This is a genomic window from Pseudomonas sp. AKS31, assembly GCF_023634765.1.
GTDB lineage: Bacteria > Pseudomonadota > Gammaproteobacteria > Pseudomonadales > Pseudomonadaceae > Aquipseudomonas.
In genome coordinates, this window is sequence record NZ_JAMLFX010000006.1 from 202,198 (window position 1) to 219,780 (window position 17,583).

Consider the following 17,583-nt stretch of genomic DNA (forward strand, 5'->3'; position numbering starts at 1 on the left):
GGTAGTCCTCCTGGCCGCTCAATAGGCGATGCGAATGTCGTTGAAGTCGTGCTCACGCTCGGTTTCCGGCGACTGGCCTTCATCGAACAACAAACGATGAATGCGCCGCGCCGATTCCTGAAACGCCACACCACCGAGGCTGTTTAGATCGTATTGATGGCTGTGCACTTCGGCGCGCACCCGGCCCGGATGTGGCGACAGCAGCAGAATGCGATTACCGACCACCAGCGCCTCTTCAATCGAATGAGTCACGAACAACAGGGTGAAGCGCACCTCTTCCCAGAGCAGCAGCAATTCTTCCTGCATTTTGCGCCGGGTCAGCGCATCGAGCGCGGCGAACGGTTCGTCCATCAAGAGGATTTTCGGCTGCATCGCCAGCGCCCGGGCAATCGCCACACGCGCTTTCATGCCGCCGGACAAGGTGTGCGGATAAGCATCGGCAAACGCCGCCAAGCCGACCTTTTCCAGATAGTGCAGCGCGCGTTCTTCAGCTTCTTTTTTCTTCAGAGTGCGCGAGGCCAGCAGTGGAAACATCACGTTCTGTTTGACGGTTTTCCACGGCGGCAACTGATCAAATTCCTGAAACACCACAATCCGGTCCGGCCCCGGCGCGTCGACACGCTGGCCTTGCAGGCGGATCTCGCCTTCGCACGGTTGAATGAACCCGGCGACTGCTTTGAGCAAAGTCGATTTGCCGCAACCGGACGGGCCGAGCAGCACGTAGCGATCGGCCGGATCGATTTCAAAACTGACCTGGTGGGTGGCGCGCACCACACGTTGCGGCGTGCGGTATTCGAGGCTGACATGGTCGACCGCCAGCAACGCGTCGCTGCGGGCGATCGGTTTGCTGGCCGCGTGGCCTGGCAAGGGAGCGTTCATGATTTGATCAATCTCCGGCGAATCAGAAAGGCGCATCGCCCTGAATGGTCGTGCGATACAGCTTGCGACGCAGGTGCGCCGGGCAGCCGGCGGCGAGATGGATCAGCGAGCGGTTATCCCAGAACACCAGATCGTGGGGCTGCCACTGATGGCGGTAGATGTTTTGCGGCAGCACGCTGTGGGCGTACAGCTCGCTCAGCAATTGCTGGCTCTCGTCCTCCGGCAGACCGACGATGCGTGTGGTGAAACCTTCGCTGACGAACAGCGCCTTGCGGCCGTTTTCCGGGTGCGTACGCACCACCGGGTGCACCACTTCGGCGACTTGCGCCAGTTGCTCCGGGGTCAGGGTCGGGCGCCAGTTGCCTTCGAATTTGGTTTCGCTGTAACGCGCCGTGTAGGAATGCGCAGCGCTGCGGCCTTCGACCGCTTTGCGCAACGCTTCGGGCAGGTTGTCCCAGGCTTTGTGCATATCGGCGAACAGCGTGTCGCCGCCCTCCTCTGGCAGCTCCTGTGCGTGGAGCATCGAGCCGAGACTCGGCAGCTCTTTATAGGAGAGATCGGAGTGCCAGAACTTGCCGGCATCGCCGAGGCCGATGTTCTGGCCGTTTTCGATGATGTTGGAAACGATGAGGATTTCCGGGTGGTTGGCCAGCAGGAACTGTTTGAGCACATGGATCTGCAACACGCCAAAACGGCGGCTGAAATCGATCTGTTGTTGCGGGGTGATCTGCTGGTCGCGGAACACCACGACGTGGTGATCCAGGTGCGCGCGATGAATACGCGCGAAATCTTGATCATTGACCGGGCGGCTCAGATCGAGACCGACGATCTCGGCGCCGACGGCACCGCTGAACGGGCGAATTTCGAAGGTTTGCGGCGCGGCAGTCGCGGCGCTCGGGGTGGCAGTAGCTGCGGACATCTTTCAATCTCCCACGCACGACGCGCTCACAGGCGCGCTCGTCGATCAGACACTCACGCTGGATTGCGTGTTGGTTCAGGTCGTGCGGCGCGCCGATTGGTCGGCAGGTACGCAGGGGGATGACTTTATAGCTATAAGAATTGGAAATTAAATACCGTTAATGAATAACGATATGGCGAATGGTGAGGAATGGACTGGATAGTGAGTGACGGTTTTTGTCACTTCCTGACAGGGATGTGGTGTTGGGACTGGCGCCATCGCTGGCAAGCCAGCTCCCACAGGTTTCTCGGCTGGAACACTAACATGTGTCCGACACAGAAACTTGTGGGAGCTGGCTTGCCAGCGATGAGGCCGGAGAGACCAACGAAGATCTAGCGCTCGTGCAACGCCTCGGCCCGCGCCCGGATGATCGGCTTGAGCAGATAACTCAGCACCGACTTCTTGCCGGTAATGATGTCCACCGACGCGACCATCCCCGGGATGATCAGCAGCGGCTTTTCATCCGTACCCAGATGACTGCGCTCGGTGCGTACCTTGATGATGTAGTAGGTGGTTTTCTTGTCTTCATCGGTAATGGTGTCGGCGCCGATCTGCTCAAGCTTGGCTTTGAGGCCGCCGTAGATGGTGTAGTCGTAGGCAGTGAACTTGACGATCGCTTCCTGCCCCGGATGCAGGAAGGCAATGTCTTGCGGGCGGATCTTCGCTTCGACCAGCAAGGTGTCATCCAGCGGTACGATTTCAACCATGTCGCTGCCCGGCTGGATCACGCCGCCGATGGTGTTGACCAACAACTTGTTGACGATACCGCGCACCGGCGATGTCACCAGCGTGCGGCTGACCCGGTCTTCCAGTGCCTTGCCGGTGGCTTGGGCCTTGTTCAGGTCGGTGCGGGCTTCGTTGAGTTGGGTCAGCGCTTCACTGCGGAATTTGCCGCGGGTTTCGTCAATCTTGCGCTGCACTTCCTTGATCGCCGATTCGGCACGCGGAATCGCCAGCGTGGTGGCGTCGAGCTGACCACGGGTTTCCACCTCGGCACGCTTGAGCCGCAGCACTTCCACCGGGGACACCGCGCCCTGCGCCACCAGCGGCTCGGACATGTTGATTTCCTGGCGTTGCAGGCCGAGTTGCTGGCGGTACTGCGCCTGCTTGGAGCTGAATTCGCGAAGCTCTTGCTGACGCTGGATCAACTGCTCCTGCAAACCCCCGATCTCGTCGTGCAGTTGCTGACGGCGGCTGATGTACAGCGACTCTTCGCTTTTTGCCTGGCCCGGCACGGCTTTGAGCACGTCCTCGGGAAAATTCAGCGGACGGTCGTCGACTTCAGCGCTAAGACGCTCGACGCGCAGCAGCATCGACAGGCGATCGGCCTCGGTTTCGCCGACGTTGGAAGCAAATCGCGTGTCGTCGAGGCGAATCAGCGGCGCGCCGGCCTCGACAATCTGGCCTTCCTTGACGAACAGTTCGGAGATGATCCCGCCTTCGAGGTTCTGGATTTTCTGGATCTTCGACGACGGAATCGCCTTGCCGTCGCCCTTGGTCACTTCGTCGATCACAGCGAAGTTGGCCCACAGCAACAGGAAAATAAAGAAGCCTATGATCGCCCAGATGGTCAGGCGCACGACGCGCGGGGCGTCTTCGATCAGCGCTTTGTTGACCTCCGGCAGCGGCTGGCCCTGCAACGATGCCGAGCCTTTGAAGTAGCGACGGATCGAATCCTTGAAACCCGACTTAAGCAACACTGATCTGCCCCTTCTTCAACGCTTCCATCACGGCGGCTTTCGGGCCATCGGCGAGAATCTGCCCACGGTCGACCACCAGCAGGCGATCCACCAGCGACAGCAGCGACGCCCGGTGCGTCACCAGCACCACGGTCTTGTTTTCAATCACCGCCGCGAGGCGTTGCTTGAGGCGTTCTTCACCGGTGTTGTCCATCGCACTGGTTGGCTCGTCCATCAACAGGATCGGCGGATTGAGCAACAGCGCCCGGGCCAGTGCAACGTTCTGCCGCTGACCACCGGAAAGGTTCTGCCCGCGTTCGCCGACTTGCAGCTCATAACCTTGCGGGTGCAGACGGGCGAATTCGTGGACGCCGGCCAGTTCGGCCGCCTGCAGGACCAGTTCGTCTTCGACATAACGCGCGCCGGAGACAAGGTTGTCACGCAGGGTGCCGGCCAGCAGTTGAATGTCTTGCGGCACGTAGCCGATGTTGTAGCGCAGTTCGCTGACGTCGATCTGGCGGATATCCACACCGTCGACCAGCAACGAACCGTCGTCCGGCTGATACAGGCCGACCAGCAGTTTCGCCAGCGAGCTCTTGCCCGAGCCGCTGCGGCCGATGATGCCGATCTTCTCGCCGGGACGGATCACCAGGTTGATGTTCTTCAGCGCCGGGTTCTGCTGTTCCGGGTAGGTGAAGCTGAGCTGGCGGCATTCGATTGCACCTTGCAGGACCTTGCGGCTCAGCGGGCGCTCTTCGAAATTGCGCTCTTGCGGCAGTTCCATCATCTGGTCGACCGAGGTCATGGTCACTCGTGCCTGCTGGTAACGCGTCAACAGACCGGACAGCGAGGCCAACGGGCTGAGGGCGCGGCCGCTGAGCATGTAGCAGGCAATCAGACCGCCCATGCTCAGGTTGCCGGCGATGATCTGGTAGACGCCGAAGACGATCATGATCACCCCGGCCAGTTGCTGGATCAGCAGGGTGATGTTCATCGCCAGACCGGAGAGCATTTTCACTCGCAGCTCGAGGCGGCTGAGGGTGCCGATGGTCTGTTCCCACTGATACTGGCGTTCGCTTTCGGCATTGTTGACCTTCACCGCGTCGAGGCCGGCGAGGGTTTCGATCAGGCTCGACTGGCGCTCGGCACCGAGGGCCATGGTGCGCTCCATGGTCGCCACCAGCGGTTTCTGCAACGCGTAGCCGATCAGCAAGGCAATCGGGAAAGCCAACACCGGAATCCACACCAGATGCCCGCCGAGAATAGCAATGACGATGAAGATGAGGATGGTGAACGGCAGATCGATCAGGCTGGTCAGGGTCAGCGAGGCGAGGAAGTCGCGCAGGCTCTGAAACTCATGGATGTTCTGCGCAAAGCTGCCGACCCGCGCCGGGCGGTATTTCATGGCCATGCCGACGATGCGCTCGAACAGCGTCGCGGAGATGATCAGGTCGGTTTTCTTCCCGGCCAGATCCAGGCACAAACTGCGCAGGCTCTTGAGGACCAGGTCAAAGATATAGGCGCCGGTGATACCCAGCGCCAGCACCCACAGGGTCGCTTCGGCCTGGTTCGGCACCACGCGGTCGTAGACGTTCATCACGAACAGCGGCGCGGCCATGGCGATGATGTTGATCAGGAAACTCGCGGCGATCGCATCGGCGTACAGCCAGCGCGAACGCTTGAGGGTGTCGCGGAACCACGAACGCGCACGTGGAATCAGCGTGCCGTGATTGACGTCGAATTTGTGTTGCGGCTGGGCGAAGAAGACTTTGCCGGTGTAGTCGTCAGCGAGCAATTCGCGGCTGACGATGGACTCGCCGCCGTCGGTTTCGCTGAGCAGCACCCGCGCTTCGTTGTCCCCCTGCCAACCGAGCAGGACAGCGCTGCGACCATCCTTGAGCAGCAGCAACGCCGGCATGGCGATCGCCGGAATTTCTTCCAGTTTGCGCTGCAGCACGCGACCTTGCAGGCCGGCGCGAGCCGCCGCGCGGGGCAGCAGCTCGACACTCAGGCGTTGTTTGGGCAGCGGCAGGCCGGTGGTCAGCATCGCCGCGCTGGCGGGTTTCTGATGGAGCATGCAAAGGGCGAGCAGACCGTCCAGTAACGGATCGTCGTGCAACGCGCGTGGATCATGACTGAGTTGAACTCGACTGACTTCTGATTCCACGCTCGACACTCTTTGACAGTTGAAAAGGGATAACTCAATTCATCCCAGGCAGCTGGACCTTGGGCTTCACGTCGTTCTGCACAACGGATGCCAACGGTGCGACCACTCCCTGGCTTCTGAGCAACTCGCCCATGGTCGCCTTGATTCGGTACTGAGTAAATAACTGAATGTTTTTGATTTCCGCCAGGCGCCGCGAAGCGGTGAACAACTCGTTTTCGCTGTCGAGCAAATCGAGCAGAGTACGTTCGCCGAGGCTGAACTGACGCTGGTAAGCGGTGCGCACCGAGGTGCTGTGGTCGACGTATTGCTGAGCGATCGGCACCTGCGCGTTAGCGTTGTTCAGGGCGTTCCAGGCCAGACCGAGTTCTTCGTTCAACTGACGCAGGGCGTTGTTGCGGATATCCAGCGCCTGGTTCGACAGGTACGACTTGGATTCCAGATCAGCCTTGTTGCTGCCACCGGAATAGAGGTTGAAGCGCATGCGCAGCATGGCCTGCCATTCGTTGTTGTGGCCGTTCTGGCCGTCGAGATCGTTGTCGGCGGTGCGACCCAGTTCGGCGTCGAAACGTGGGTAGAAGGTCGACTTGGCGGTTTCGTACTGTTTTTCGGCAGCGGCGATGTCGGACTCGGCGGAGCGCAGGATCGGGCTGTTTTCCAGCATCTGCTGGCGCGCTTCATTGAGGTTGGCCGGCATCATCGCCATGAACGGCGCAGGACGCTCGAGTTGATCAGGCATTTGCCCGACCGCGCTGAGGAAGTTGGTTTCCGAGTCGGCCAGATTGGTCTGTTCGGTGATCAGGTTGTTGCGGGCCTGAGCCATCCGCGCTTCTGCCTGATCGAGGTCGGCACCGCTGCCGACGCCGCGCTGGGTGCGCAATTGGATCTGGTCATAAATGCGCTGGTGACTCTTGAGGTTTTCTTCGGCCAGACGCACGAATTCGCGGCGGGTCAGCACGTCGAGATACACCTGAGCGACGGTCAGCGCGGTGCGCTCGGAAGTGCCGAGCAGCGAGTACGCGCGGGAGTTAACGGTGGCTTGTTGACGCCCTACTTCACTGGAGGTCGCAAAACCGTCAAAAACCATTTGCGAGAGACGTAAACTTGACTCGCTGCGGTTCAGGGTCTCCCAGTGGTTACCGCCGCCATTGGCGCGGGTAGTGACGCTGTCGGTGCCTTCACGACCATAACCGCCGAGCAGATCGACCTTCGGCAGGTATCCACCTTTCGCCGCTCTTAATTGATAATCCGCAGCCAAACGACTGTTCACCCCTGCCTGGATTTCCGGATGAACATCCAGTGCCTGCTGCATGGCTTCTGGTAAGGATTGTGCTTGTACCAAAGAGGCGGCGAGAGCGAAGGGTACGGCGAAAAGCAGGGGCGAACGCATGATAGGAATATCCCAGAACTTCTTGTCTTGAATCACAGCAAAACTTGGCGCTGCGTCGGATGATGGCAACCAGATTGACCGTATGTCGGAAAGTTCAAAACAGGAACTGGATCACACGCTGAAGGACAGGTCGCCGCGGAAATATCAATGTGACATTAGTGGGGCGATTGTTTAGGATGGCACCCAGAAGGTCAATAGTTTGGCATAAAGTTAATAGCGAAAGAATCTAGCCAAATTATTGACGATTAGACGCGTCAAACTTGTTTCGCAAATTTTTAAAGTACGTCCAGACTGAATCGGCATCCATGCCATCAAGTCCATGGAAGTCAACTGAACGTGACACCCGGAGAGTCTTCAATGAGCAGTGTTGTTGCCATCGTCAAAAGCATTGTCGGTCAGGTATTCGTGGTGTCCCCAGAGGGCGTACGCCGCGTACTCGTTGAAGGCGACCGACTGTTTGTCGGCGACCAGATCGACACCGGTCTTTCCGGCGCCGTGTCGCTTGAACTGGCCGATGGCCGCACCCTTGATCTGGGCCGTGAAACCCAGTGGAGCGCCAACGCGCCCGACTCCAGCACTGACCTGGCAGAAGCCACCGCGCAGGCCGCGCCGTCGGTAGCCGAACTGCAGCAAGCCATCGCCGCCGGTGTCGACCCGACCACCGCGCTGGATGCCACCGCTGCCGGCCCGAGCGCCGCCGGCACGGGCGGTGCGGCCGGGGGTGGTCACAGCTTCGTCATGCTCGACGCCACCGCTGGCCGCGTTGACCCGACCATTGGCTTCCCGACCGCAGGCATCAACGCTGCCGGCCAGGCCGCGCAAAACATCACCGCTGGCCAGACCACCGATACCACCACCAACGCCCTGCGTGACTCGACCCTGAGCCTCAGCGCCACGCCGTCCATCACCGAAGCCGGCGGCGTGCTGGTGTACACCGCGACCCTGACCCAGGCGCCGCTGACCGACCTGACCATCACCCTGTCGAACGGCGCGGTGATTGTGATTCCGGCAGGCGCAACCACCGGCACCGTCAATGTGCCGCTGGCGCCGAACGACACCGTTTATAACGACCCGACCCAGATCGACGTGACTGTCACCGGCACCACCGGCGGCAATGGCATCACCGTGACGCCGCCGACCACTCCGGCGACGACCCAGGTCACCGACACCATCGACACCACCACCGTCACCCTGACGGCCGGGCCGAGTGTCACCGAAGGCGGACAGATTACCTACACCGCGACCCTGACCAACCCGGCGCAAACCCCGGTGACCGTCACCTTGTCGAACGGCTCGACCATCACCATCGGTGCCGGCCAGACCACCGGCACGGTCAACGTGCCGACCCCGGCCAACGACGTCTATAACAACGGCAGCACTGTCACCACGACGATTACCGGTGCCACTGGCGGCAACTTCGAAAACCTGGTGCCGAACCCGACGCCAGCGGTGACCACCATCACCGATTCGATCGACACCACCAACTTGACCCTGACCGCCACCGGCACAGTGGTCGAAGGCGGCCAGATCACCTACACCGCGACCCTGACCAACCCGGCGCAAACCCCGGTGACCGTCACCCTGTCTAACGGTTCGACCATCACCATTGAAGCCGGCCAGACCTCCGGCACCGTCAACGTGCCAACCGCGCCGAACGACGTCTACAACAATGGCGGCACCGTCAGCACCACCATTACAGGCGCCACCGGCGGCAACTTTGAAAGTCTGGTGCCGAACACCACGCCAGCCACCACCACCGTTACCGATTCGATCGACACCACCAGCGTGAGCCTCACCGCCACCGGTACGGTCGTCGAAGGCGGCCAGATCACCTACACCGCGACGCTGACCAACGCCGCGCAAACCCCGGTGACCATCACCCTGTCGAACGGCTCGACCATCACCATTGACGCCGGCAAGACCACGGGCTCGGTCAACGTGCCGACAGCGGCCAACGACGTTTACAACAATGGCAGCACCGTCAGCACCACCATCACCGGTACTTCCGGCGGCAATTTCGAAAACCTGGTGCCGAACACGACGCCAGCGACCACAACCATTACCGACTCGATCGACGACACCAATCTGTCGCTGACGGCTACCGGCACCGTGGCTGAAGGCGGTTCGATTGTTTACACCGCGACCTTGACCAACCCGGCCGGCACGCCAGTCACCGTGACCCTGAGCAACGGCTCGGTGATCACCATCGAAGCGGGTAAAACCACTGGCACCGTGACCGTTCCAGCGCCAGCCGACGACGTTTATAAAGACTCCGGCAAAGTCGAAGTCACCATCAAGGACGCCACCGGCGGCAACTTCGAAAACCTGGTGCCGAGCACCACGCCAGCCGTGACCGAAGTGACTGACACCATCGACACGTCGACCGTGAAACTGACGGCTGACACCTCGGTGGCAGAAGGTGGCACCGTCACCTACACCGCCACCGTCGGCGCGCCGGTCACCGGCTCGCCTGTCATCGTGACCCTGGCCAACGGTCAGAGTATTACGATTGAAGTCGGCAAAACCACCGGCACCGTGACCACCACCGCCCCTAACGATGCGTTGGCCGGCAATGCGCCGCTGACCAACTCGATCACCGGCGTTTCCGGTGGTAATTACGAAGATCTGGTGGCCGACAAGACCCCGGTTTCGACCAGCGTTACCGATGTCGCCGACACCACCAACCTGTTGCTGAGCGCGACCGGTTCCGTGGCTGAGGGTGGTTCGATCGTTTACACCGCGACGCTGACCAATCCGGCCGGCACGCCAGTCACTGTGACCCTGAGCAACGGCTCGGTGATCACCATTGAAGCGGGCAAGACCACCGGCACCGTGACCGTTCCTGCGCCAGCCGATGATGTCTATAAAGACGCCGGCAAAGTCGAAGTGACCATCAAGGATGTGTCCGGCGGCAATTTCGAGAATCTGGTGCCGAGCACCGTTCCAGCCGTGACCGAAGTCACCGACACCATCGACACATCGACCGTGAAGCTCACGGCTGACACCTCGGTCGCTGAAGGTGGCACTGTCACCTATACCGCCACTGTTGGCGCGCCGGTCACCGGTTCGCCGGTCGTGGTGACCCTGGCCAATGGTCAGAACATCACCATTGAGGTCGGCAAAACCACCGGCACCGTGACCACCACCGCACCGAACGATGCGCTGACTGGCCACGCGCCGCTGACCAACGCGATCACTGACGTAAGCGGCGGTAATTACGAAAACCTCGTCGCCGACAAAACCCCTGTCAGCACCACGGTCACCGACACCACTGACACCACCGACCTGACGCTAAGCGCGACGGGGACCGTGGCTGAAGGCGGCCAGATTACTTACACCGCGACCCTGTCCAATGCCGCAGGTTCGCCTGTCACCGTGACCCTGTCGAACGGTTCGGTAATCACCATCGAAGCGGGCAAAACCACCGGCACCGTGACCGTTCCTGCGCCTGCCGATGACGTCTATAAAGACGCCGGCAAGGTCGAAGTCACTATCAAGGATGCTACGGGCGGCAACTTCGAGAACCTGGTTCCGAGCACCACGCCAGCCGTGACCGAAGTCACCGACACCATCGACACTTCGACAGTGAAGCTGACGGCCGACACCACTGTGGCTGAGGGCGGCACCGTCACCTACACCGCTACTGTCGGCGCGCCAGTTACCGGCTCGCCGGTAGTCGTGACCCTGGCCAACGGTCAGAACATCACCATCGAAGTCGGCAAAACCACCGGCACCGTGACCACCACCGCACCGAATGATGCGCTGACCGGCCACGCGCCGATCACCAACGCGATCACCGACGTTTCCGGCGGCAATTACGAAAACCTCGTGGCCGACAAAACCCCGGTCACCACCTCCGTCACCGACACCACGGACACCACCGACCTGACGCTAAGCGCGACCGGCACCGTGGCTGAAGGCGGTTCGATTGTTTACACCGCGACACTGACCAATCCGGCCGGCACGCCAGTCACTGTGACCCTGAGCAACGGCTCGGTGATCACCATTGAAACGGGCAAGACCACCGGCACCGTGACCGTTCCTGCGCCAGCCGATGATGTCTATAAAGACGCCGGCAAAGTCGAGGTGACGATCAAGGACGCTACGGGCGGCAACTTCGAGAATCTGGTGCCAAGCACGACACCAGCAGTGACCGAAGTGACTGACACCATCGACACGTCGACCGTGAAACTGACGGCTGACACCTCGGTGGCAGAAGGTGGCACCGTCACCTACACCGCCACCGTCGGCGCGCCGGTCACCGGTTCGCCGGTCGTGGTGACCCTGGCCAATGGTCAGAACATTACGATTGAAGTCGGCAAAACCACCGGCACCGTGACCACCACCGCCCCTAACGATGCGTTGGCCGGCAATGCGCCGCTGACCAACTCGATCACCGGCGTTTCCGGTGGTAATTACGAAGATCTGGTGGCCGACAAGACCCCGGTTTCGACCAGCGTTACCGATGTCGCCGACACCACCAACCTGTCGCTGAGCGCGACCGGTTCCGTGGCCGAGGGTGGTTCGATCGTTTACACCGCGACGCTGACCAATCCGGCCGGCACGCCAGTCACCGTGACCCTGTCAAATGGCTCGGTGATCACCATCGAAGCGGGTAAAACCACTGGCACCGTGACCGTTCCTGCGCCTGCCGATGACGTTTACAAAGACGCCGGCAAAGTCGAAGTCACTATCGAGGATGCTACGGGCGGCAACTTCGAGAACCTGGTACCGAGCACCACGCCGGCCGTGACTGAAGTCACTGACACTGTCGACACCTCGACGGTCAAACTGACCGCCACCGAGTCGGCCGCTGAAGGTGGCACCGTCACCTATACCGCGACGGTCGGCGCGCCAGTCACCGGTTCCCCGGTTGTCGTGACCCTGGCCAACGGTCAGAACATCACCATCGAAGTTGGTAAAACCACCGGCACCGTGACCACCAGTGCGCCGAACGATGCGCTGACTGGCCACGCTCCACTGACCAACGCGATCACCGACGTTTCCGGCGGCAATTACGAAAACCTCGTGGCCGACAAAACCCCGGTCAGCACCACCGTCACCGACACCGTCGACACCACCAACTTGTCGCTGAGCGCGACCGGCTCGGTCAACGAAGGCGGCCAGATCACCTACACCGCGACCCTGACCAATGCCGCTGGAAGCCCGGTCACCGTGACCCTGAGCAACGGCTCGGTGATCACCATCGAAGCGGGCAAAACCACCGGCACCGTGACTGTTCCTGCGCCTGCCGATGATGTCTACAAAGACGCCGGCAAGGTCGAAGTCACCATCAAGGACGCCACCGGCGGCAACTTCGAGAACCTGGTCCCGAGCACCACGCCAGCCGTGACCGAAGTCACTGACACCATCGACACCTCGACCGTGAAGCTGACGGCCGACACCACGGTCGCTGAAGGCGGCACCGTCACCTATACCGCCACTGTCGGCGCGCCGGTCACCGGTTCTCCTGTCGTGGTGACCCTGGCTAATGGTCAGAGCATCACCATTGAAGTGGGCAAGACCACCGGCACCGTAACCTTCACCGCACCGAACGATACGCTGACCGGTCAGGCCCCGCTGACCAACTCGATCACCGGCGTGAGCGGCGGCAATTACGAAAATCTGGTCGCCGACAAAACCCCGATCACCACCACAGTGACCGACACCACCGACACCACCAATCTGTCGCTCAGCGCTACCGGTTCCGTGGCCGAGGGTGGTTCGATCATCTACACCGCGACCCTGACCAATGCGGCGGGCTCGCCTGTCACCGTGACCCTGTCGAACGGCTCGGTGATCACCATCGAGGCCGGTAAAACCACTGGCACAGTGACCGTTCCGGCGCCGGCCGATGACGTCTACAAAGACGCCGGCAAGGTCGAAGTCACTATCAAGGATGCTACCGGCGGCAACTTCGAGAACCTGGTCCCGAGCACTGTGCCGGCCGTGACCGAAGTCACTGACACCATCGACACCTCGACGGTCAAACTGACTGCCACCGAGTCAGCGGCTGAAGGTGGCACCGTTACTTACACCGCCACCGTCGGTGCTCCAGTGACGGGTTCTCCGGTTGTAGTGACCCTGGCCAACGGCCAGAACATCACCATCGAAGTCGGCAAAACCAGCGGCACCGTAACCACCACCGCACCTAACGACGCGTTGAACGGCCACACCCCGCTGACCAACGCGATCACTGACGTAAGCGGCGGTAACTACGAAAATCTGGTCGCCGACAAAACCCCGGTTTCGACCACTGTTACTGACACTGTCGACACCACCGACCTGACGCTAAGCGCGACGGGGACCGTGGCTGAAGGCGGCCAGATTACTTACACCGCGACCCTGTCCAATGCCGCAGGTTCGCCTGTCACCGTGACCCTGTCGAACGGCTCGGTGATCACCATCGAAGCCGGAAAAACCACTGGCACAGTGACCGTTCCTGCACCAGCCGATGACGTCTACAAGGACGCCGGCAAGGTCGAAGTGACCATCAAGGATGCTACGGGCGGCAACTTCGAGAACCTGGTGCCAAGCACCGTTCCAGCCGTCACCGACGTGACTGATACGGTCGATACCACCACGGTCAAACTGACCGCCACCGAGTCGGCGGCTGAAGGCGGCACCGTCACCTACACCGCTACTGTCGGCGCGCCGGTCACCGGTTCGCCTGTCGTCGTGACCCTGGCCAACGGCCAGAACATCACCATCGAAGTCGGCAAAACCACCGGCACCGTGACCACCACCGCACCGAATGATGCGCTGACCGGCCACGCGCCGATCACCAACGCGATCACCGACGTTTCCGGCGGCAACTACGAAAACCTCGTGGCCGACAAAACCCCGGTCAGCACTACCGTCACCGACAGCGTCGACACCACCAACCTGTCGCTGAGCGCGACCGGCTCGGTCAACGAAGGTGGCCAGATCACCTACACCGCGACCCTGAGCAATGCTGCTGGTTCACCGGTCACCGTGACTCTGTCGAACGGCGCAGTGATCACCATCGACGCTGGCAAAACCACTGGCACCGTTACTGTCGACGCGCCGAAAGATGACGTCTACAAAGACGCCGGCACGGTTGAAGCGACCATCAAAGGTGCGACTGGCGGCGACTTCGAAAACCTGGTCACCAGCACAGCGCCAGCGGTCACTACGGTCAACGACACCATCGACACCTCCACCGTGTCGCTGACCGCCACGGCGAACGTCGCTGAAGGCGAAACCGTGGTCTACACCGCGACCGTGACCGCACCAGTGACTGGCTCGCCGGTTGTCGTGACCCTGTCCAACGGCCAGACCATCACCATCGCTGTCGGTGAAACCACCGGTTCGGTGAACTTCGTTGCACCGAACAGCCCTCTGGCCGGCGGCAGCTCGCTGAGCGTGACCATCGACGGCGCCACTGGCGGCAATTTCGAAAAACTGGCGGTCGACGGCAAGTCCGCTGACACCACGGTTTCGGACACCACCGACACCACCAACCTGAACCTGACCGCGACCGATTCGGTGGCTGAAGGCGGATCGATCGTTTACACCGCGACACTGACCAACCCGGCCGGCACCCCGGTAACCGTGACGCTGTCGAACGGTTCGGTGATCACCATCGAGGCGGGCAAAACCACCGGCACCGTGACCGTTCCTGCGCCAGCCGATGACGTCTATAAAGACGCCGGTAAAGTCGAAGTCACGATCAAGGAGGCAACGGGCGGCAACTTCGAAAACCTGGTACCGAGCACCGTACCGGCCGTGACCAACGTCACTGACACCATCGACACCACCACCGTCAAACTCACCGCGACCGAGTCGGCGGCTGAGGGCGGCACCGTGACTTACACTGCGACTGTGGGCGCACCTGTCACTGGTTCACCTGTGGTCGTGACCCTCGCCAATGGTCAGACCATCACCATTGGTGTTGGCCAGACCACCGGCACCGCGACCACCACCGCGCCGAACGATGCATTGACCGGCCACGCGCCGATCACCAATGCGATCACTGAGGTGAGCGGCGGCAACTACGAAAATCTCGTGGCCGACAAGACCCCGGTTTCGACCAATGTCACCGACACCGTCGACACCACCAACCTGTCGCTGAGCGCCACGGGTTCTGTGGCCGAGGGTGGTTCGATTGTTTACACCGCAACCCTGACCAACCCAGCGGGTTCGCCAGTTACGGTAACCCTGTCGAACGGCGCGGTGATTACCATCGAAGCCGGCAAAACCACTGGCACCGTGTCTGTTCCGGCGCCAGCCGATGATGTCTACAAAGATGCGGGCAAAGTCGAAGCGACGATCTCGACGGCGACGGGCGGCAACTTCGAGAACCTGGTACCGAGCACTGTTCCGGCCGTGACCGAAGTGACTGACACCATCGACACCTCGACCGTCAAACTGACGGCCGATACCACCGTGGCTGAAGGCGGCACCGTCACTTACACCGCCACTGTCGGCGCGCCAGTCACCGGCTCGCCTGTGGTCGTGACCCTGGCCAATGGTCAGAACATCACCATCGAAGTCGGCAAAACCACCGGCACCGTAACCTTCACCGCACCGAACGATGCGTTGACCGGCCAGGCGCCGCTGAGCAACTCGATCACCGGTGTAACCGGCGGCAACTACGAAAATCTCGTGGCCGACAAGACGCCAGTCAGCACCACCGTGACCGACACTGTCGACACCACTAACCTGTCGCTGAGCGCCACGGGTTCTGTGGCCGAGGGTGGTTCGATTGTTTACACCGCAACCCTGACCAGCGCGGCTGGCTCGCCCGTCACCGTGACCTTGTCGAACGGCGCGGTGATCACCATCGAAGCTGGTAAAACCACTGGCACCGTGTCTGTTCCAGCGCCAGCCGATGACGTCTACAAAGACGCCGGCACGGTGCAGGCGACGATCAGCACCGCCACCGGTGGCAACTTTGAAAACCTGGTACCGAGCACTGTGCCGGCCGTGACCGAAGTCACCGACACCATCGACACCTCAACCGTCAAACTGACGGCCGATACCTCCGTGGCTGAAGGCGGCACCGTCACTTACACCGCCACTGTTGGCGCACCAGTGACCGGTTCGCCTGTGGTTGTGACCTTGGCCAACGGTCAGACCATTACCATCGGCGTCGGCCAGACCACGGGCACCGCCACCACCACCGCGCCGAACGACGCATTGACCGGCCACGCGCCGATCACCAATGCGATCACTGAGGTCAGCGGTGGCAACTACGAAAATCTGGTGGCCGACAAGACCCCGGTTTCGACCAATGTCACCGACACTGTCGACACCACTAACCTGTCGCTGACTGCGACCGGCACTGTGGCCGAGGGTGGTTCGATTGTTTACACCGCAACCCTGACCAACGCGGCTGGCTCGCCAGTGACCGTGACGCTGAGCAACGGCGCCGTGATCACCATCGACGCTGGCAAAACCACCGGCACTGTGACTGTTCCTGCGCCAGCCGACGACGTCTACAAAGACGCCGGCAAGGTTGAAGCGACGATCTCAACCGCTACCGGTGGCAACTTCGAAAACCTGGTGCCGAGCACGACGCCGGCTGTGACCGAAGTGACCGACACCATCGACACCTCGACCGTCAAACTGACGGCTGATACCTCCGTGGCTGAAGGCGGCACCGTCACCTACACCGCCACTGTCGGCGCGCCAGTCACCGGCTCGCCGGTCACCGTAACGCTGGCCAATGGTCAGAACATCACCATCGAAGTCGGTAAAACCACCGGCACAGTGACCTTCACCGCACCGAACGATGCACTGACCGGTCAGGCGCCGCTGACCAACTCGATCACCGGTGTAACCGGCGGCAATTACGAGAATCTGGTGGCCGACAAGACCCCGGTTTCGACCACGGTCACCGATACCGTCGACACCACCAACCTGTCGCTCAGCGCGACTGGTTCGGTCGCTGAAGGTGGCTCGATCATCTACACCGCGACACTGACTAACGCGGCCGGCTCGCCAGTCACCGTAACCCTATCCAACGGCGCCGTGATCAGCATCGAGGCCGGTAAAACCACGGGCACGGTGACTGTTCCAGCGCCCGCCGACGACGTTTACAAAGACGCCGGCAAAGTCGAAGCAACCATTTCGACCGCGACCGGTGGCAACTTCGAAAACCTGGTGCCGAGCACCGTACCGGCAGTCACCAACGTCACCGACACCATCGACGACACCACCGTCAAACTGACAGCGACAGAGTCGACTGCTGAAGGTGGCAACGTCACCTACACCGCGACTGTCGGCGCGCCAGTCACCGGCTCGCCGGTTGTTGTAACCCTGGCCAACGGTCAAACCATTACCATCGGCGTCGGCCAGACCACCGGTACCGCGACCACCACGGCGCCAAACGACGCATTGACTGGACACGCTCCGCTGACCAACTCGATCACTGACGTAACAGGTGGCAACTTCGAGAACCTGGTGGCCGACAAAACCCCGGTCAGCACCAACGTGACCGACACTGTCGACACCACCAATCTGTCGTTGAGCGCGACCGGCACTGTGG

6 protein-coding genes are annotated in these 17,583 nt (G+C 61.3%); 1 reads left to right on the forward strand and 5 read right to left on the reverse strand.

Translation table 11 applies throughout. The features are described from left to right. Positions 1 to 18: 18 nt before the first annotated feature. The 5 genes from M9827_RS18495 to M9827_RS18515 form a co-directional block, all read right to left on the reverse strand. Positions 19 to 879: an ABC transporter ATP-binding protein gene (locus M9827_RS18495; protein ID WP_250606520.1), complete on the reverse strand. Its 861-nt coding sequence runs from the start codon at positions 877 to 879 to the stop codon at positions 19 to 21. Positions 880 to 901: 22 nt separating this feature from the next. After that, positions 902 to 1,798, reverse strand: coding sequence for a TauD/TfdA dioxygenase family protein (locus M9827_RS18500; protein WP_250606521.1), 897 nt, complete (start codon positions 1,796 to 1,798; stop codon positions 902 to 904). Between the two features lie 371 nt (positions 1,799 to 2,169). Continuing rightward, positions 2,170 to 3,537: an HlyD family type I secretion periplasmic adaptor subunit gene (locus M9827_RS18505; RefSeq protein WP_250606522.1), complete on the reverse strand. Its 1,368-nt coding sequence runs from the start codon at positions 3,535 to 3,537 to the stop codon at positions 2,170 to 2,172. Then, entirely contained in the window at positions 3,527 to 5,683 is a 2,157-nt protein-coding gene (locus M9827_RS18510) for a type I secretion system permease/ATPase (protein ID WP_250606523.1), read from the reverse strand. Before M9827_RS18510 ends, M9827_RS18505 begins: the two co-directional genes overlap by 11 nt. A 34-nt stretch (positions 5,684 to 5,717) precedes the next feature. Further along, entirely contained in the window at positions 5,718 to 7,070 is a 1,353-nt protein-coding gene (locus M9827_RS18515; protein ID WP_250606524.1) for a TolC family outer membrane protein, read from the reverse strand. Positions 7,071 to 7,427: 357 nt separating this feature from the next. Here M9827_RS18515 and M9827_RS18520 point away from each other — a divergent pair. Further along, positions 7,428 to 17,583, forward strand: a 10,156-nt coding sequence (locus M9827_RS18520; RefSeq protein ID WP_250606525.1) for a retention module-containing protein, incomplete at its 3' end; no start/stop codon positions are given.